18 protein-coding genes, 1 pseudogene and 1 other annotated feature are annotated in these 17,023 nt (G+C 43.2%); of the genes and pseudogenes, 16 read left to right on the top strand and 3 right to left on the bottom strand.

Going from position 1 to position 17,023, the window contains the following annotated elements:
* Positions 1-37: 37 nt before the first annotated feature.
* Both Ami103574_RS11680 and Ami103574_RS11675 read right to left on the bottom strand, forming a co-directional pair.
* Positions 38-1,336: a sensor histidine kinase gene (locus Ami103574_RS11680; RefSeq protein WP_163067185.1), complete on the bottom strand. Its 1,299-nt coding sequence runs from the start codon at positions 1,334-1,336 to the stop codon at positions 38-40.
* 4 nt (positions 1,337-1,340) lie between these two features.
* Positions 1,341-2,108: a LytR/AlgR family response regulator transcription factor gene (locus Ami103574_RS11675; RefSeq protein ID WP_163067184.1), complete on the bottom strand. Its 768-nt coding sequence runs from the start codon at positions 2,106-2,108 to the stop codon at positions 1,341-1,343.
* A gap of 400 nt (positions 2,109-2,508) precedes the next feature.
* On the opposite strand from Ami103574_RS11675, the gene Ami103574_RS11670 reads away from it, so the two are divergent.
* The 4 genes and pseudogenes from Ami103574_RS11670 to Ami103574_RS11655 all read left to right on the top strand — a co-directional run.
* Complete coding sequence (locus Ami103574_RS11670) at positions 2,509-2,910, top strand: hypothetical protein (protein ID WP_163067183.1); 402 nt, start codon at positions 2,509-2,511, stop codon at positions 2,908-2,910.
* Positions 2,907-3,398 (top strand): hypothetical protein, encoded by a 492-nt coding sequence (locus Ami103574_RS11665; protein WP_163067182.1) that lies wholly within the window; start codon positions 2,907-2,909, stop codon positions 3,396-3,398. Before Ami103574_RS11670 ends, Ami103574_RS11665 begins: the two co-directional genes overlap by 4 nt.
* Before the next feature lie 114 nt (positions 3,399-3,512).
* The gene (locus Ami103574_RS11660) at positions 3,513-4,109 is read left to right on the top strand and encodes a hypothetical protein (RefSeq protein WP_163067181.1); all 597 of its coding nucleotides are present in this window, start codon (positions 3,513-3,515) and stop codon (positions 4,107-4,109) included.
* A 101-nt stretch (positions 4,110-4,210) separates the two neighbouring features.
* Positions 4,211-4,339 (top strand): annotated as a pseudogene (locus Ami103574_RS11655) (IS66 family transposase); the annotation flags it as partial.
* A 380-nt stretch (positions 4,340-4,719) separates the two neighbouring features.
* On the opposite strand, the gene Ami103574_RS11650 reads toward Ami103574_RS11655, so the two are convergent.
* Entirely contained in the window at positions 4,720-6,273 is a 1,554-nt protein-coding gene (locus Ami103574_RS11650) for an ABC-F family ATP-binding cassette domain-containing protein (protein ID WP_163067180.1), read from the bottom strand.
* Positions 6,274-6,578: 305 nt separating this feature from the next.
* Here Ami103574_RS11650 and Ami103574_RS11645 point away from each other — a divergent pair, with 305 nt between their 5' ends.
* The 12 genes from Ami103574_RS11645 (at position 6,579) to thrS (ending at position 16,880) form a co-directional block, all read left to right on the top strand.
* On the top strand, positions 6,579-7,232 hold the full coding sequence (locus tag Ami103574_RS11645; protein WP_163067179.1) for a CpaB family protein: 654 nt from the start codon (positions 6,579-6,581) through the stop codon (positions 7,230-7,232).
* Entirely contained in the window at positions 7,229-8,008 is a 780-nt protein-coding gene (locus Ami103574_RS11640) for a hypothetical protein (RefSeq protein ID WP_163067178.1), read from the top strand. Before Ami103574_RS11645 ends, Ami103574_RS11640 begins: the two co-directional genes overlap by 4 nt.
* Positions 7,990-9,429 carry a P-loop NTPase family protein gene (locus Ami103574_RS11635; protein WP_163067177.1) on the top strand — a complete coding sequence of 480 codons (1,440 nt, stop codon included), beginning with the start codon at positions 7,990-7,992 and terminating at the stop codon, positions 9,427-9,429. Before Ami103574_RS11640 ends, Ami103574_RS11635 begins: the two co-directional genes overlap by 19 nt.
* A complete protein-coding gene (locus Ami103574_RS11630; protein WP_163067176.1) occupies positions 9,401-10,339 on the top strand; it encodes a type II secretion system F family protein in 939 nt (312 codons plus the stop codon). Before Ami103574_RS11635 ends, Ami103574_RS11630 begins: the two co-directional genes overlap by 29 nt.
* Positions 10,340-10,373: 34 nt before the next feature.
* Positions 10,374-11,018: a hypothetical protein gene (locus tag Ami103574_RS11625; RefSeq protein WP_163067175.1), complete on the top strand. Its 645-nt coding sequence runs from the start codon at positions 10,374-10,376 to the stop codon at positions 11,016-11,018.
* 53 nt (positions 11,019-11,071) lie between these two features.
* The gene (locus Ami103574_RS11620; protein ID WP_163067174.1) at positions 11,072-11,245 is read left to right on the top strand and encodes a hypothetical protein; all 174 of its coding nucleotides are present in this window, start codon (positions 11,072-11,074) and stop codon (positions 11,243-11,245) included.
* A gap of 2 nt (positions 11,246-11,247) precedes the next feature.
* Positions 11,248-11,394 carry a hypothetical protein gene (locus Ami103574_RS11615; protein WP_163067173.1) on the top strand — a complete coding sequence of 49 codons (147 nt, stop codon included), beginning with the start codon at positions 11,248-11,250 and terminating at the stop codon, positions 11,392-11,394.
* A 79-nt stretch (positions 11,395-11,473) separates the two neighbouring features.
* A complete protein-coding gene (locus Ami103574_RS11610; RefSeq protein ID WP_163067172.1) occupies positions 11,474-11,878 on the top strand; it encodes a hypothetical protein in 405 nt (134 codons plus the stop codon).
* Positions 11,879-11,947: 69 nt separating this feature from the next.
* Positions 11,948-12,397 (top strand): hypothetical protein, encoded by a 450-nt coding sequence (locus tag Ami103574_RS11605; protein WP_163067171.1) that lies wholly within the window; start codon positions 11,948-11,950, stop codon positions 12,395-12,397.
* Positions 12,369-13,439, top strand: a complete 1,071-nt coding sequence (locus Ami103574_RS11600; RefSeq protein ID WP_163067170.1) for a hypothetical protein — start codon at positions 12,369-12,371, stop codon at positions 13,437-13,439. Before Ami103574_RS11605 ends, Ami103574_RS11600 begins: the two co-directional genes overlap by 29 nt.
* Positions 13,393-14,463, top strand: a complete 1,071-nt coding sequence (gene cobT / locus Ami103574_RS11595) for a nicotinate-nucleotide--dimethylbenzimidazole phosphoribosyltransferase (RefSeq protein WP_163067169.1) — start codon at positions 13,393-13,395, stop codon at positions 14,461-14,463. Before Ami103574_RS11600 ends, cobT begins: the two co-directional genes overlap by 47 nt.
* Positions 14,464-14,538: 75 nt before the next feature.
* Positions 14,539-14,814: a binding site (T-box leader), on the top strand.
* 101 nt (positions 14,815-14,915) lie between these two features.
* The gene (gene thrS / locus Ami103574_RS11590; RefSeq protein ID WP_163067168.1) at positions 14,916-16,880 is read left to right on the top strand and encodes a threonine--tRNA ligase; all 1,965 of its coding nucleotides are present in this window, start codon (positions 14,916-14,918) and stop codon (positions 16,878-16,880) included.
* Positions 16,881-17,023 lie beyond the last annotated feature (143 nt).

Below are 17,023 nucleotides of genomic sequence, written 5' to 3'. Positions count from 1 at the left end.
GTCTTAAATCTTATTGAAGCGTACAACCTTTGATTGATTATATTGAATCTGATTTTCCGTTAGAGTTCTCAAAATAAATACAGATGTTGATATACAGTGCTTCTGTAAAAATATTAAAATCACCTTTATATTTCGCCACAATTTGCTTTACGTTGTAAAGCCCATAGCCGTGTTTTGAACTTGATTTTGTCGTGTAGCCTTTTTTTACCCAAAACTCACTTTCCGTAGTGGCTGCATAGTAAGAATTTTTTACTTTAATAAAAACTTTACCCTGATCATATCCAAGGTCCAGATAAATTTCTTTTGCCTTGTTTTTAGGTTGCTTTTTCAAGTATTCCAATGCATTGTCAAGGAGGTTTCCTAGGAGTTCTATCAATTCATAATTGAGACAAGGAAAAGAAGGAACCTTGCTCTCTGATAAGTGAATCAACTTTATGTTGTTATCGGCGGCCTCTTTTGCCTTGGTATAAATCAAGCCATTTATCAGCCCACTTCCGGCAGGACAAAGAAAGATCTGTTGTTTTTCTTTATCCTCGTTTTGTCCCATTTCCATGACATATGTCATGATTTCCGTCTTCGTTGTATCGTTTTCCTCACACATTCTTAAAATTGTTTGCAGGTGTCTATTATATTCATGTTGATCCGAATACAAACAGTCTAAAAGGGTTTCTGTAGTTTCTTCATACTGTTCATATGCTGAAACTAAAGTCTTTTTGCGCTCATCGGTAACCAGAACTTTAAGCAAGTAAAAGTTTAAAACTAGCCACATTAAGATAAACAAGCAAATTAGCCCTAGGTTAGCGTATAGACTATATCGTGCCGTATCCCAAATAAAAAGTTCTAGCAAAAGAACAGCGAAAATGCTGATAGTAACCAAACAAAAGCTCTGCCGATACGTCTCATAAAAAGCCTGAAAACTTATTACCATGCGAACAAATTTGGTGCAGACGATGGAGAGCCCCAGTAGAATGCCCAGATGCACAAAGCTTTGCCAAACTTCAAGATTGCCTGGCCAAAAAAAGTTTTGTAATACAATAAGTAAAAATTCAATGACTATACTGACGTCTATTGCAAATAGAAATTCAAATAGTGTATATTGCAGCTTGCGATGAAAAAACAGCGAATAGAAAACGGCGGCAAACCCGTAATTTACAATAAAACGAATAACAATCGGTAAGTGTATATATTCACCAAAGGTTACAACGACAGCTGAAATGATAATTGCTGAAATGAAGCGACCTTTTGATTTCGTATACACTGGGCTGAAAAGACTCATAAGAGTTAGGACAGTAGCGTTCTCCATTAATGTACCCATAAAAGATTGCCAAATCGTCATTTTATTAATCCTCCTCAGAACTCACAGCTAATTTCTGCATGGCATGTTGTACAAGTTCATAATATTTATGGCTAATATCTACCGTTTTTTCTGTTTGTGCAAAAGAAGCAGACCATAAGCGGTAGTTTACAGCAGTAATACATTGAGTGTTGCGGATATTAAGAGCAAAGGACTTATGGCATCGAAGAATAAATTCATCGTTAAAATCTTCTAGCAGTCCTGACAAACTTACGCCGGATCGTTCAATCGTCTTGTCAGCAAAATAAAAAATTGCATTGCTATTTCTTATTTCAACAAATAAAAATTGTTTTTTATTCAGATAAAACTCCCCATTTCGTGAAGATATGCAGGCAAATTCTTGTCTGGAATTTATAGCAGAATGTGTTGCTGCTGCCTGCTTTTTATAGGAGATAGATTCGATTAGTTCGGAGAGCTTGTCATATAAGTCCTGCTGTCCAAAAGGTTTTTCAATATAATCGTAACAATGATATTTTTGAAACGCTTCTAAAGAGTTTCGCTTCGACCCTGTGACAAATAAGATTGGTGTAAGCTGATACTTTTTTTGTTGGCGAATCTGCTTAGCCAGGGAGAAACCGTCTGCACCAGGCAATTGCACATCTAAGATAAATAAATCAAATTCTTGTGCTTGGAGTGACAGCAAAGCGTCTTCAGCATTGCTGCACCAAATCCCTTCCGTATTTTGGATTTTAATTACAATTTTTTCTATAAATTCTGCTTCTATTTTTTGGTCTTCTACAATTAAAACTTTCATAATTCCCCCATATTCCCCTTGTTTTTACAGTTAGTATATCATGTAATATAGACTATTTCAATGGACCCTGTGGCAACATTTCAGCCCCATAAAACCACATTTCAGCTTACAGGAGTTGAAAAAGAATTTTTTTAAGATATGATCAATACAGTAGCTTTCATTCATTAAATTTCTGGTTTCAGCAATTGGATGTTTGATAGGTACATTGGATTTATAAGTTGTCTTAAGGTGTTTGATGAGGGGGGATTAAATGAGCGAATGAAGGAGTAATTTGTTTTTTTACTTTGAAAATAATATATTTGATATTGCTAGAATATAAATATATTATTGTGTTTTGAAAAGGAGAAAAAATGCTTAGAAAATTTTTGACAATGTTTTTAGTAGTAGCACATACTACGTAATGGAAAAGGTAAAAAAAGTATCAGGAGGCGTTAGACACGGGTCATGGGTTATAGGACCAAGGGCAAGGGGAGCTAATGAAGTTTTGCATTCTTTTGGCGTAACGACAGATACTACAATTAATGTAAGTACTGCAGAATTTGAAGCTAAATTCAATTTCAAGCAAAATGATTCTTGGGTATTACAATCTACTTGTTATGTAAAAGTTCCAGTTGAAAAGAATATACAAATTTATTATAGAATTTTATGTGATGTATATACAGCAAATCAAGCTTTATATCTAGTTGGTCCAGGGGTTTTAAAGCATGAGATAGATAGAATCAAAATAACAATATATAAACCCGTAGATATTGAATTTATGGAGGTTACTATGAGCGAAATTAAAAAAAGGAGAATTTTATGAAGAAAAATATTATTATTTTCTGTTTGGTTTTAAGCAATATTATCAGCGCGGTTGCCTTCATGAATTTAAATCACAAATATTCTATTTTAGAGAATGCCGAAAGCCAAACTTTATATAATATTGTAGGGGGAAATAGCAATTGGATTTTATCAGATGGCTTTATACAGACTAACAAGAATAATTTATATATTTCACCTGGGAAGTTAGAGTATATAGGGAATTTAGCACTAGATATAAAGAATCTTAAACTAGAGATAGAGTCGAATAACGAAACCCTATTTTTGACGTCTTTTGAAAGCAATAGCGGACGTAATTTAATTGAAGACAAAGAGATTTATTTGGGAACATTCTCATCTCAAAAAACAAATTCAGAAAAGATAGACAATATATCAAACGATAAAATGATTGTTAAACTAGAATATGTAACGAAAGATAACACACAAAAAAATATCGAATTTAAAATTAAAGGAAACACTGTACTTGAATAAGTATATTGTCGAAGCTTTTTTCTGTACAAGCTTATTTGACCAGTTATATAACTTAAAAGCGTGAAATGCAATCAATTTACTATTTTTCAATTTAAATGGAGGAATTACGAAATTATGAATAAGAAAATTTATACTAAAATAGCGCAAGTGGCATTAATTTTCACGATGCTATTTACAATGAGTTCACAGGCTTTTGCAGACTCAAATATAAGCACAAATGATGCTATAGCTCCGATGTCAGATGTTTATACTTACAAATGGGTGTTTAAAAACCCTCAATTAAATTACACACAGGTAGATGGAAAAACAATTAATTTTTATATAGGAAAACCATCTCAACGAGATGGCGAAATAGATTCTATAAGCCACTCCTTTTCTTATGCACATGAATTTACTGGATCAATAACAGCAGGTTATAAAAAAACTGTTGAAGGAATGGTAGGGTATACATTTGGTACAGAGAAAACCTATCAAGCTGTTAAGCAAAGTGCGCCTTTAAAGGTAGGTGAGTACGTAAAAGGATATGCTACTCCTTATTACAGTCAATCGAAAATAGTTCATGAGCAACACAAGTTTTTAAATGGTATTGATACAAAAGTAGTTACTGCTTCAAATATCTGTTACCCAAAACAATCCAAAGGAGTTTCTTTAGAACTTAAATATTTTAAAAAATCAGGTACTTTAAAATATACCCAAGTGGTAGAACTGTAAAAAAGGAAAACCGCTATTGACTTTAAATTACAGAGTTTTTTGCTGCTATGCTTTAAAAGTAAGAACTTAATAATAAAGCCGTCGCCTATGTCATAAACCAGAAGCAGTACTTAGAAAACTATCTTTTGGATGGGTGATGTTCCATATCCAATAACTCAGCAGAAAACAGTATTCGACCTTATGATAGTGGACGTAAAAACTGGTTATTTGCCAATACGCCGAAAAAGGCAAGGAAAAAAATTTATGAAGATACCCAAACAGGGGATATAATTCTGTATCCAGAGACCTATGAAAATTCATTATTTTTTCGATGGAATCTAGGACTTATGCTGGAGTTCAGTGAGAGAACGAGTGTGAGTGCACAGCACCGGGATACTTTAGCTTGGTAGTCCCATATTTCAGGCCTGTATTTTAGTGCAGCATCACGCCGAAAATCTTGTGTGAGCGTGCTCTGGATACCGCAGAGGTTAAGGAGGTTGAGGTAAATGGGGAAAATATATAAATAGAAAGCATAAGGACCAATAAAATTACAAGCAAAGAGCGGCCTTGCAGGTTTTTCCTGTAAGACCGCTCTCTTTATGCAACTGTTATTTTCTGTTATAGATCTATCTTATACAATCTTTAAGGTCCAGTCTTCCACGTTCCACACGTTAGTCACCCAGTCTTCATAAAACAGGGGTTCGTGGCATACCAGCAGGATAGAACCCTTGTAGGCCATCAGAGCCCGCTTCAATTCGTCTTTGGCCTCTACATCCAGGTGGTTGGTGGGCTCGTCGAGAATCAGCCAGTTGGCTTCCTTCTGCATGAGCTCGCAAAGTCGGACTTTAGCGTTTTCTCCGCCGCTGAGCACCCGCATCTGGCTGGTGATGTGTTCATTGGTCAGTCCGCATTTGGCCAGGGCTGAACGCACTTCTCCGTTGGTATAGGACGGGAACCGCTCCCAGATATAGTCTAGAGCAGTGATTTCACTGTCTCGGCCTGCTTCCTGCTCAAAATAGCCAGGAGCCAAGTAATCGCCTAATTCCACCTCTCCCCCAAGAGATTTAATTTTTCCCAAGATGGTTTTTAGCAGGGTGGTTTTGCCTAGACCATTGGTGCCGGTGATGGCTAGCTTCATACCTCGTTCGATTTCAAAATTTAGAGGCCGGGTCAAAGGCTCCTGATAGCCGATGATTAGATCTTTAGCCTGAACCAAGTAGCGGCTAGGGGTTCTGGCTTCTTTGAACTGGAAGGACGGTTTTGGCTTTTCTCGAGGCTTTTCAATCACGTCAATGCGATCCAGCATCTTTTGACGGCTGTTTGCCATCCCTCGAGTAGCGACCCTGGCTTTGTTCCGGGCGATGAAATCCTCCATCCGTTCAATTTCCGCCTGCTGGCGTTCGTAGGCACGCTCCTGCTGTTTCTGCTTGATTTCGTGCATGTGGAGAAAGTTGTTGTAATCCCCGGTATATCGGCTCAGTTCACCGTTGTTCACGTGGTAAATTACATTGACCACGGAATTTAAAAATTCTACATCATGAGAGATAAGGATAAAAGCGTTTTCATATTCCTGCAAATAGCGTTTGAGCCATTCAATGTGCTCAAAGTCCAGGTAGTTGGTCGGCTCGTCCAGCAGGAGAATGGAAGGATCCTCCAGTAAAAGCTTGGTCAGCAGCACCTTGGTCCGCTGGCCTCCGGAAAGCTCGGCTACATCCTTTTCCAGACCAATGGAGGTCAAGCCCAGACCGCTGGCCACTTCGTTAATCTTGGCATCAATGATATAAAAACCACTATGATCTAAAATCTGCTGGATTTCCCCGGCATCTTCCATAAGGGTCTCCACATCCGCATTTTCTTCGGCCATCTGATCATATAGACTCAGCATTTTTTGCTCTAGCTCAAACATGTGCTTAAAAGCATCCCGGAGCACGTCACGGATGGTCATACCCGCTTTAAGGGAAGAATGCTGATCCAGGTATCCTACGGTGACGTTCTTGGACCACTCGACCTTGCCCTCGTCAGGCTGGATATTGCCGATAATGATGTTTAAAAAGGTGGATTTGCCTTCGCCATTCGCGCCAATCAGTCCCACGTGTTCACCCTTCAGCAAACGGAAGGAGGCCGATTCTAGAATTGTTCGACCGCCAAAGCCGTGAGATACATTTTCTACTATTAATAAACTCATGATTAACTCCATTCTATGATTAAGCTTCGGCCAGAGATTAAAAGGCCGAACCATTTTATTTTATGGGTAAAAGGGGTAAAAGTCAATGTTTATAAGAGATTTTTCCTGTTTTCTAGGAGAGTGGTGACCGTCTTTTGGCAGGATGATAAGCTTTTCTGTGGCGGGAAGGAATGTAGTCTCTATAAATATAATAACGTAAAACATAAACTTCAATAAATGTAAAAAAATGGTTGACAAAGAAAAAAGGATGGGTATAATAAAAATATGATATGTAAAAAAATGTAAAAAGAAAGAGGGGGAATGAGATGAGATGGAAAATGATGAGACCGCTGTTAGGCATCACCCTAATTGTGTTGGCCATACTGGCTATGGTCTGGTGGGAGCGGTCTGGCAGGGAGCAGCTGGTCATGGAAAGCATCATGGTAGCCAAGGAAAATATTAAACAGGGAACGGTGGTTAGGGAAAAGGACTTTTTAGAGATTAAAAATATTCCCCAGAGCACTATTCCGGGAGCTATAACGCCCCAGACCTTTTATAAGATAAACGGACATGTGGCCAATCAGAACATCCTCAAATTGGCTCAAGTGGTCCCAAGTATGTTTACCCGCAGAGACAAAGTTTTGCTGGAAGACCGCTCCATATTTGCCGTAAAAGATAGCTGGATTGACAGCAGGAGCAGTTCTCTCAGAAAGGGGGATGAGATTGATATCTATGATAACAAAGGCCAATTTTTTCTAGGAACCTTTGACGTGGCTTATGTGAAGGATGCTGATGAACAGGAGGTGGTGGGCACGGAGGAAAATTTCAGCCAGGAAATCCTAGAAAGGGATTTTAGCAGCTCAGTAATCGCTCATGTAGAGATTATTACCTCACTGGATACTTATCGGCAGATGTGGGAATTGGCAGAGGGCCAGGGCATGAAGTTTTTACTGGTACAAAAAGGAGAGAACGTTATATGAAGAATTTGTTTGCCTTTCATGGAGTAGACCACAAATCAGGGGTGACCATGATTACGCAGTCGGTGGCGGAACTGTTGGCGGCGCAAAACAGCAAGCTAAACATTTTGTTCATGGCTTTGAACGGTAGGAAGAGTGACAGCTACTTGAAAGGTGGGATTAGAACCATCGACAATTTCAAGCTTCAGATGGAAAGTAAGTTACTAATCAGCAAGGAGTTGGCCCGAGATTGTCGGTACAAAGGTAATCTATATGTGCTGGGCGGGTTGGAAAACGAGCAGGAAGAGCGATATTACTTTCCGGAGGCTGCCCGCTATCTGTTAGAAGCTGCGGCAAGCAGTTTTGATTTGGTCCTAGTAGATACCGGAAGCTGTTTGGACAGTGGTTTAGCCTTGGGAGGATTACTTTCTGCTGCCAAGCGATATTTGATTTTGACTCAGCAGGAATCTAACTTAAGCCGATATGAGCAGCTAAAGCCTTTGTATGAAAAGGTACAGATCAGCTTTGAGGGCTGGATTGTCAATAGGTATATAGAAGAAGATCCTCACACTTTGAAATATGTGGGAGAACGACTTTTTCTGGATAAGGAGAAGCTTGCCAGGGTTCAACTATGCAGCTGGGGGCGTCAGGCAGAGCGGGAGCACAAGACCTTGCTGGACTTTCGTACAGATTGCTATGAAGAGGATATTTCTAACCTGGCGAGTACTTTGGCTCAGGAAGCAGGGTTGCCTCCGATAAAACGACAAAGGAAGAGTAAGTTATGGAAAAATTTTATTTAGATCATTTCATTGCTCAGGAGGAGCAAGGGTCAGGAACCTTGTTTAACTTTGAAACCTTGTGTAAGCTAGTCAACATGGAATTCCAGCAAGAATGGGAAGAAGAGGATAAGGACATCCAGCGGATGCTTTCCATCCAAAAGAACGCCATCATTGGCTTTCATAAGGAAGTCATGTTCTTTAAAAATAAAATTCGGCTCTTTGTGAAGAAACACCGGGCTGAAGACACTATTTATCCAGAATGGTATAGGGGATTGGAGGAAGCCATTTACCATGAGAACTGGGGACTAGCAGGAATTGCTCCGTGGTTCTCCGAGGATTATGGGCAGAGCAGTTCCTGCAAGGTAATTGGGGAGCGCATATACTTTCAAGAGGAAGGGGGGATGGTATTAAAGCCACAGACTATCTCTCAGGAGCGGCGGGAACAGTTGGTACGGGCGTTTCTGCTCCTGACTCCGGAGGAACGGCTAGATAAGGATTTCCATGAACTCTATACCCTGGATGGAACTAGAATCACTGTATTTCGGGGGAGCTCCGTTAAGCCGGGACAGGATGTAATTATATTTCGGCGTTATATTATCCCAGAATATACTTTTGAGGAGCAGGCCAGACGGGGAACGATTCCTTGGAACAGCATTCCCCTTTTTAAGGAGATGGTGCGGCTAGGTTATTCTACAGCCGTAACTGGAGCCATGAAAAGCGGAAAAACATCCTTTCTGGCCACCCTCCAAAGCTATGAAGACCAAAATTTGGAGGGAGTCATGCTGGAGACAGACCCGGAGATCAGTCTGCACAAACTGATACCAAACGCTCCCGTCGTGCAGATTTTGGCCAAGGACGATAAGATGAAAAGTGTGGTTAAACACCTGCTGCGAAGTGATGCAGACTATCTGATTATGGCAGAGGCCAGAGACGGCTTGGCCTTAGATACAGTGCTCCGGATTGCCAGCAAGGGAACTAGGCGGTTGAAAATCACCTTTCATCAGCGGAATCCCTTGAATTTTCCTTACGATGTGGCTGCGGAGATTGTGCTGAGCTTGGGGGGCAGCATGGAGTTAATCGCCAGAAGGACAGCGGATAGTTTTGACTACATTCTGCATTTTGCTCAGATGAGGGATAAGGGGCAGAAGCGGCTGACCGGCATCTATGAAATATCTTTTGACAAAGCAGGAGATCGCATTGTCATCTTCCCTATTTGTCGGTATGATCCAATGCAGGACAGTTGGAACTGGCGTTATCGAATTAGCCGAGAGAAAGAGCTGGCGGGAAAAGAAGAAGATTGGGTGAGCTTTCAGCGGTTTGCAGAAACGTTGCAGGAGCTGGCAGCGAAGTCTCCTCTGAAAGAAGATAAACCGGAGAAGCTGGAGGAGCTCTTCGGTGGAAAGGAGAACATCGATGAAAACGGTGATAAACATCTCCATTGAGGTGATGATATATCTAATTTTTCTCACCGGTAGCCTATTGGTTTACCAGGAGGACTTTGTTCACTGGGCGGCTAAAGTGCGGACTCGGCACCGCCTTCGAGAAAGACGGCGGCAGCTGCGAGAAGTCTCACTTCTTGAACGGCATTTGGACTGTATCGCCAGAACAACGTTACATGTAAAAGGGAGCTACCTGCTAATGGTAATGGTTCTGGTTTTCATCTCCGTAGGTTTGGTGGCCAGCCGGAACCTGTCGCTGCACAGTGCAGTGGTTTTGGGAGCGATTATGGCGGTTACACCCTATCTGATTTTGCGCATACGTTTTGAGGGCATTCGCAGGCGAAGCAGCTTTGAAGGGGAAATGTTGGTCAGCAACTTTCTAAATCAGTATCGAATTGTCAATTTTAACGTTTATGAAGCATTAGAAAAGCTTCTACAGGAGAGCAAGAATACGAAAGTCAGCAATCCCTTTGTGTTAAAGATGCTTTTGGAACTGCGAAACGCTGGCAATCAGCAAGACATTCGCCTGGCAGTGAGGAAATTTGCCGATGTAATCAACACCAACTGGTGTCGGATGTTTGCTTATAACATCCGGCTGGCTGCCGAAAGGGGCCTCAATGTATCTGTAGCTATTGAGGATATTCTGGTACAGCTTCGAGATGCTAGAGCTATTTTTGAGGAGCGAAAGAGATTGAATTCAGAAGCAATTCGTATTGTAGTATATATGATTCCGCTCCTATACGTGTTTACTGTAATTATATCTGTAAAATACATCGGTATGAGCCTAAAGGAATATATTGTCAACCAGTTGTTTACGAAAGAAGGCATCTTGTTTTTTATGGTCAGCGGGGTGATGTTTCTGATGAATATTGCTGTTATGGAGATTGTCAGTAGGCAGAAGTTTGATTATTAACGAGGAAAGAAAAAGGCATAAGGGAGGGAATGTGATGGAATATGGGATGCATGTAGGAGCTATTGGCTTAATCTGCACAGGGAGTTATTTGCTCTGTAAGCGAGAGGCAGATTATTTGCGGAGAGGGGCACTCCGTTGGCTGGAAGAGCCGGTTCAGAGCTGGGGGAAAAGATTGCGCAGTCGGCTGGAAAGCTGGGACAAACAACGGAAGCGTCAGCTGGTAGACAAAGAGATTTACGAAGGCATATCCTTTCTGAGAAATGTCATTTCCATCGACAGGGGAAAGCAGGTAAGCACAGATTTCATCCTGGAGCAGCTGGCGGAGCGGGAAGGCGTTTTGCAGGCTTGTTACATCCGCATGCTGAGTTTGTTGCGGCTAAATCGACGGGGAGCGGCCCAGCAGGTTATGGCGGACTATCTGGAGACGCCAATCGGCAAGGAGTTTGCTGGTTTGCTTCTGCGATGGGATGAGATGGACCCGATGGAGTTGTCGGAGGTTTTGTTGTCTCACCAGCGAAGCATTAAAGAAATTCGCATGACTCAGCAGCGAAGGCGGGATGAGATTATCAGTGATTTGTTGTATTTCCCGGTTATCATTAACGTGGTCTTAATCTTTATAAATTTTATCTATGTAGGGTATTTTATCAATCAAAAGGAAATATTGCAGATGCTTTTTTAAGAGAGGGACCCAAGCAGTTGGACATGCTCATAGAAGCAGAAAGGAGAAGCAGGATGAAGCAAATTATTGTCTTAGCAGCATTTATCGCCCTGGGAATTTTTATTGCAGGCATTGTCATGGGCTTTCAGAAGGATGTGGAAGGCATCGGATCGAAGACTAGCAAGGCCATTACAGAAATCTCTAATAGTATGGCTCTATCTGTAGCGGCTTCTGTGAAAGCGGCTTAGGGATGAAACAGTATTTGGTTTTAATCAGTATGGTCATGCTGGGAATTTATATTTTTAATATGATAGCAGGAAATGGGCCAGACAGTATTCACACTTCGCTGGAATATATATGGGAGCAAGGGATTGCTGTAAGGACCTATACGCCATAGCCTGAATGAGAGCGTGGCGAAGGGAAGCAGAACGAAATGGGATGAGACAAATAAAGCGGGATAGAGAAAGTGATAGCAAATGAAACAGTTTATTGTGATGATGGGTGTGCTGCCCATATTGCTCCTCTTTATGATGCAGATGGGGCTGGACCAAAAAAACAGCCAAGTGACCTCCATCATTCAGGCTTCCGTCTATGCGGCCAAGGAAGAAGCGAAACAGCAAGGCTGTTTTACGGAAGCTATAAAGGACAAGCTGAAGGAGGATATAATCAGGCTTACAGGCATACCAGAGGAACATATTGATATTGAGGCGGAAGAAAAGGTGAAATACCGCTACGCCAGCGGGGAAAATCGGCTGATTCATTATAAGGTTACGGTACAGATTCAGGAGCTGATGGCTGCTCACCAGATTTATGGTATCTCTGAAGAAGACAACAGCTATGACTACATCATCGAAAGCTATACGGCAAGTGAAAAGGTATAAACGGGGTTAAAAGCAAAAGAGGCCGGATGGTGCTGTAGGGAGAATAGAAGTAAGACTGGTGGGTAAACTATGAAAGTATTTATCGCATTCCTGGGAATTTTTTTGGTGAGCATTTCCGCTGTGGTATATCAGGGGGATTTAGGAGCGTACGGACAGGAGCAGCTTTTATTAAAGGAGGCGGCGGAAGAATGTGCAGCGGGTGCGGCCTTGTTTCTGGAAGAAGACGCTTATGCTAAGGGGAGCATTGTCTTCAACCAGCAGCAGGGGCAGACGTACATCAAAGATTATTTGGCATACATAAAGAGAAATTCAAAAGCTTTGTCCCGAGGGACGGTATCTTATGAGGCGGTGTTTGAGGATGAGGACTGTGGCTATGCTTCAGAGAATTTCAGCCGGATACCAGCGGTGACCGTGGACATTCGGGTGGCGACGGAGGATTTGTTCCGATTGCCTTTCGTGAAGGTGACAAGCTTGGAAAGAAGAGCACGATATGAATTGCCAGAGGAAAGCAGGAAATAAATATTTTAGGAGAGCGGCAGTCGGTGTGATGGCCGCTTTTTCCATCCTGTGGCTGGCTATGGGACAGGCCGATCGGAATCCCGTATATCGGCCAGACTATGAACGAATCCCTTTAGAGGTTCTCTTTGAGGATATTCGGGCTGCGGGAGCCTTTGGTAAGGAGGCCCCGGAGCGGACCGCAGCCGATGGGGTAGACGAAGAGGGCAGAGCCACTTCTATGAGTGAGGTAGAGGGCGGTCCCCAGCTGACGGAGTCAGAGTACAAGGAAATTTTTCGACAGACCGGTCTAGGAAAGCCGGCGGTAGACTATTTGATGGCTCAGGAGAATTATGAGGAGGAGATTGCGGGGTTCCAGGAAATATTTTTTGACGGTTATCCTTATACTTGTGCTAAAATAGGATTATTCACATACAATGAGCGGCTGCGGGATGCAAAAGGAAAAAGTATCAAAGGTCGTTGGCTGGTGGATATGGAGCCGGGAGATGTGCTAGTGAGCCTTTCTACGCATACCATGGGGTATCGACACGGTCACTGTGCTATGGTGGTCAGCAAGGCCGACAGAGGTAAAGAAGCCAAAACCATAGAAGCTACCTATTTGGGAACGCCTACGGCCTATCGAACGACGGGGAAGTGGCGGTCTTATCCTACGTTGATTCATCTGAGGATTAGCGAAGAAGCTGCCGCTTCGAGAGGCTACACCCAGGCAGAACTGGGACAGGCCATGGCTGACTACGCAACAGCCAACTGTCTGGGAGTGGATTATGGCATTTTGCCGGAGCTGTCAGGGGGTGAAGGAGAACCGCTTCAGCGGACCCATTGCTCCCACCTGATTTGGTACATTATGAAACAGTTTGGTTATGATGTGGACAGCAATGGCGGACTGGTGGTCACTCCCGAGGATGTAGCCCGGAGCAACTTATTTGAAATTGTACAAATATACGGAATTGAGCCGGATTGGCAAACTGGCTTAGACACAAAGGAGGACGAGGAAAACGATGAAGACACTAGCGGAAGTTTTAGAAGGTATACGGGGCGCCGATGAAGAGGCCTTGGCAGAGGCACAGAAGCACATGGACAGCTTAATTAAGCCACTGGGCAGCCTGGGAAAGCTGGAGACCATGGCGGTAAAGATGGCGGGCATTACAGGGAAGGTAAAAAATAACGTGGAGAAGAAGTGCTCCATCGTTATGGTGGCGGACAACGGCATCTGTGCTGAAGGCGTGGCCGGTTCTCCTCAGGATATCACCTTGGTCCAAGGCATGAATATGACGAAGGGCATCTGCGGTATGGGAGTTCTGTCTGCCCATGCAGGAGCGGATATCAAAGTCGTAGATGTGGGTATTATGTCAGACTACAACAACGATAAGGTCTATAATCGGAAGGTCAAATATGGAACGGATAACTTTGCCAAAGGACCAGCTATGAGCCGAGAAGAAGCAGTAAAGGCCATAGAAGTGGGCATTGAGATGGTAGGACTAGCTGTGTCAGAAGGGTATCAGCTCATCGGTACGGGAGAGATGGGCATTGGCAATACCAGTTCTACCAGTGCCGTGTTTATGACGTTGACTGGGGAATCTGCTGAACGTGCGGTGGGTAAAGGCGGTGGACTGACAGATGAGGCTCTCCGGCATAAAAAGCAAGTCATTACCGAGGCTATCCGCTTGAACCAGCCTAACCCTTCAGACCCGCTGGATGTGATTGCTAAAGTAGGTGGGTTGGATATCGCTGGTATGGTCGGTTGTTTTTTAGGGGCGGCTTACTTTCGGGTCCCTATCGTTATCGACGGAGTTATCTCGGCCCTGTCGGCGTATGGGGCGGTGTTGCTGAACCCTCATGTAAAAGATTTCCTCTATTCCAGCCACAAATCGAAGGAACCTGTTTACGACTTAATTTTTAAAGAACTGGGCATGGAACCTATCCTGGAGATGGACATGCGGCTAGGAGAAGGCACTGGCTGTGCTTTGGCTTTTCACATTATCTCGGCTGCCTGTGCGGTTATGAACAACATGGCAACCTTTGGCGATATCCAGTATGATGATTCCTATCGGATTGATATCCGGAAATAAAATCCTTTCATAAAATTTATTTTAGGGCTTGAAACGGAGAATCATTGGTGATAAAATAAAGGATAATTTAATATTATTAACACGTTGATGAGAAGAGTAAAGTGGGAAAGATTTACAGAGAGAAGCGGGCTGCTGGAAACGCTTTAATAGAGAACCATTTGAAAACTACCTCGGAGTGGCCCTAATCCGGCCCGGTGATTCCGTTATAATCAAGATGAGTGGTTTTGTGATTTCACGTTCATAGAGGATAGTTCGGTCTTGGAGGCCAGCTGTTGGCTGAAAAGCCTATGGAAAAAGGAAATCGCTTAGCAATTAGGGTGGAACCGCGAGAACAGATAACTCGTCCCTTTCTGCATGTGGTGCAGAAAGGGATTTTTTGATGGTTCAAATGCCATTATATGGAGTCTTTCCTGCCCATGAAAAACAATAATTGAACAGGAGGAAGTAGTTACATGAAAATTACACTGAAAGACGGCTCTGTAAAAGAGTACAACGAAGCAAAGTCTATCATTGAGATAGCAGAAGATATCAGCGAGGGCTTGGCCAGAATGGCCTGTGCCGGAGAAATTGACGGCCAGGTGGCCGATTTGAGGACCGTTATTGATCGAGACTGTCAGTTGAGCATTTTAACTGCCAGCGATCCAAAAGGTTTGGCAGCTTACCGCCATACTTGTTCCCACGTGCTGGCTCAGGCAGTAAAGCGGCTGTATCCAGAGGCCAAACTAGCTATCGGACCCTCTATCGACACGGGCTATTACTACGATTTTGAGCACGAACCATTCTCCAGAGAAGATTTAGATAAAATTGAAGGAGAGATGAAGAAGATTATCAAGGAAGGCAGCAAGCTGGAGAGTTTTACTTTGCCTAGAGAAGAGGCGATCAAGCTCATGGAAGAGAAGGCGGAGCCGTACAAGGTAGAGTTGATTCAGGATCTGCCAGAGGATGCTGTAATTTCTTTCTACCAGCAGGGAGATTTTGTGGATCTCTGTGCAGGACCACACTTGATGTCTACCAAGCCGATTAAAGCTTTTAAACTGATCTCTTCCTCCGGAGCATACTGGAGAGGCAACGAGAAGAACAAGATGCTGTCCAGAATTTACGGAACGGCCTTTACAAAGAAGGAAGAGCTGAAGGAATACCTGGTGTATCTGGAAGAAATCAAGAAGCGGGATCACAACAAGCTGGGCCGGGAAATGGAACTCTTTGCTACGGTAGATGTCATTGGACAGGGACTGCCGCTGCTGATGCCAAAGGGTGCGAAGATGATTCAGACCTTACAGCGATGGGTAGAAGATGAAGAGGAAAAGCGGGGCTATCTGAGGACGAAGACTCCACTTATGGCTAAGAAGGACCTATATATCATCTCTGATCACTGGGGACATTATAAAGAGGGCATGTTTGTGCTGGGGGATGACGAAGACGAGAATGCAGAAGTTTTTGCCCTGCGTCCGATGACCTGTCCATTCCAGTACTACGTTTACAAGCAGAGCCAAAAGTCCTACCGAGATTTGCCGCTGCGTTATGGTGAAACCTCTACGCTGTTCCGGAATGAGGATTCTGGCGAGATGCACGGATTGACTCGGGTGCGCCAGTTTACTATTTCGGAAGGTCATCTGATTGTCCGTCCAGATCAGATTGAAGAAGAGTTCAAGGGCTGTGTAGATTTAGCTAAATACTGCCTGACTACTTTAGGACTGGAAAAGGACGTGACGTACCGCATGTCTAAGTGGGATCCAAATAATCAGGAGAAATACTTGGGGACGGAGGAGACTTGGAACCACGTGCAGGATATGATGCGGAATATCCTCAACCACATCGGTATCGATTTTACCGAGGAAGAAGGGGAAGCCGCTTTCTATGGACCAAAATTAGATATTCAGGCGAAGAATGTCTACGGCAAGGAAGACACCATGATTACCATTCAGCTGGATATGTTCTTGGCAGAACGGTTTGACATGTCTTATGTAGATTCCGATGGAGAGAAAAAGCGGCCATATATCATCCACCGCACGTCCTTGGGCTGCTATGAGAGAACGCTGGCTTGGTTGATTGAAAAATATGCCGGCAAATTCCCGACTTGGCTCTGCCCAGAGCAGGTGCGCATCCTGCCTATTTCGGAGAAGTATCACGACTATGCGAAAGCCGTTCGGGATGAGCTCCAGAAAAATGGTATTTTGGTAACCATTGACGAGCGCAGCGAGAAGATTGGTTATAAGATTCGAGAGACTAGACTGGATCGTGTTCCGTATATGCTGGTGGTGGGCCAGAAGGAAGCGGAGGAAAAGGTTGTATCCGTAAGGAGCCGATTTGAAGGGGACGAAGGCCAGAAACCACTTCAGCAGTTTATAGCTGAAATTTGTCAGGAGATTCGAACCAAGGCTATCCGGGAAATCCGGGTGGAGGAAGAGGAAAAGTAAGGAATCTGTGGAATATCATAGGTTAGAGGAAAATGGGCAGCGAAAGCTGTCCTTTTTCTTTGAAATAAAAAATTAAATGGCTATTCCGGTTGAATTGGTCCAAGTGTATAAAAATGATACTATAAAAAAGGCAAATTTTCTGA

The sequence above is a fragment of the Aminipila butyrica genome (assembly GCF_010669305.1).
Lineage (GTDB): Bacteria > Bacillota > Clostridia > Peptostreptococcales > Anaerovoracaceae > Aminipila > Aminipila butyrica.
Note: the sequence above shows the minus strand (reverse complement) of the source record. Positions and strands in the feature narration are given on the sequence as shown.

Bases quoted from the DNA above. Each gene is read 5' to 3' on its own strand.
- Ami103574_RS11680 (WP_163067185.1), bottom strand. From the start codon at position 1,336: ATGACGATTTGGCAATCTTTTATGGGTACATTAATGGAGAACGCTACT.
- Ami103574_RS11640 (WP_163067178.1), top strand. From the start codon at position 7,229: ATGAAGAATTTGTTTGCCTTTCATGGAGTAGACCACAAATCAGGGGTG.
- Ami103574_RS11605 (WP_163067171.1), top strand. From the start codon at position 11,948: ATGAAAGTATTTATCGCATTCCTGGGAATTTTTTTGGTGAGCATTTCC.
- Ami103574_RS11660 (WP_163067181.1), top strand. From the start codon at position 3,513: ATGAATAAGAAAATTTATACTAAAATAGCGCAAGTGGCATTAATTTTC.
- thrS (WP_163067168.1), top strand. From the start codon at position 14,916: ATGAAAATTACACTGAAAGACGGCTCTGTAAAAGAGTACAACGAAGCA.
- Ami103574_RS11645 (WP_163067179.1), top strand. From the start codon at position 6,579: ATGAGATGGAAAATGATGAGACCGCTGTTAGGCATCACCCTAATTGTG.
- Ami103574_RS11615 (WP_163067173.1), top strand. From the start codon at position 11,248: ATGAAACAGTATTTGGTTTTAATCAGTATGGTCATGCTGGGAATTTAT.
- Ami103574_RS11620 (WP_163067174.1), top strand. From the start codon at position 11,072: ATGAAGCAAATTATTGTCTTAGCAGCATTTATCGCCCTGGGAATTTTT.
- Ami103574_RS11625 (WP_163067175.1), top strand. From the start codon at position 10,374: ATGGAATATGGGATGCATGTAGGAGCTATTGGCTTAATCTGCACAGGG.
- Ami103574_RS11650 (WP_163067180.1), bottom strand. From the start codon at position 6,273: ATGAGTTTATTAATAGTAGAAAATGTATCTCACGGCTTTGGCGGTCGA.
- Ami103574_RS11665 (WP_163067182.1), top strand. From the start codon at position 2,907: ATGAAGAAAAATATTATTATTTTCTGTTTGGTTTTAAGCAATATTATC.
- Ami103574_RS11600 (WP_163067170.1), top strand. From the start codon at position 12,369: ATGAATTGCCAGAGGAAAGCAGGAAATAAATATTTTAGGAGAGCGGCA.
- cobT (WP_163067169.1), top strand. From the start codon at position 13,393: ATGAAGACACTAGCGGAAGTTTTAGAAGGTATACGGGGCGCCGATGAA.
- Ami103574_RS11675 (WP_163067184.1), bottom strand. From the start codon at position 2,108: ATGAAAGTTTTAATTGTAGAAGACCAAAAAATAGAAGCAGAATTTATA.
- Ami103574_RS11670 (WP_163067183.1), top strand. From the start codon at position 2,509: ATGGAAAAGGTAAAAAAAGTATCAGGAGGCGTTAGACACGGGTCATGG.
- Ami103574_RS11635 (WP_163067177.1), top strand. From the start codon at position 7,990: ATGGAAAAATTTTATTTAGATCATTTCATTGCTCAGGAGGAGCAAGGG.
- Ami103574_RS11610 (WP_163067172.1), top strand. From the start codon at position 11,474: ATGAAACAGTTTATTGTGATGATGGGTGTGCTGCCCATATTGCTCCTC.
- Ami103574_RS11630 (WP_163067176.1), top strand. From the start codon at position 9,401: ATGAAAACGGTGATAAACATCTCCATTGAGGTGATGATATATCTAATT.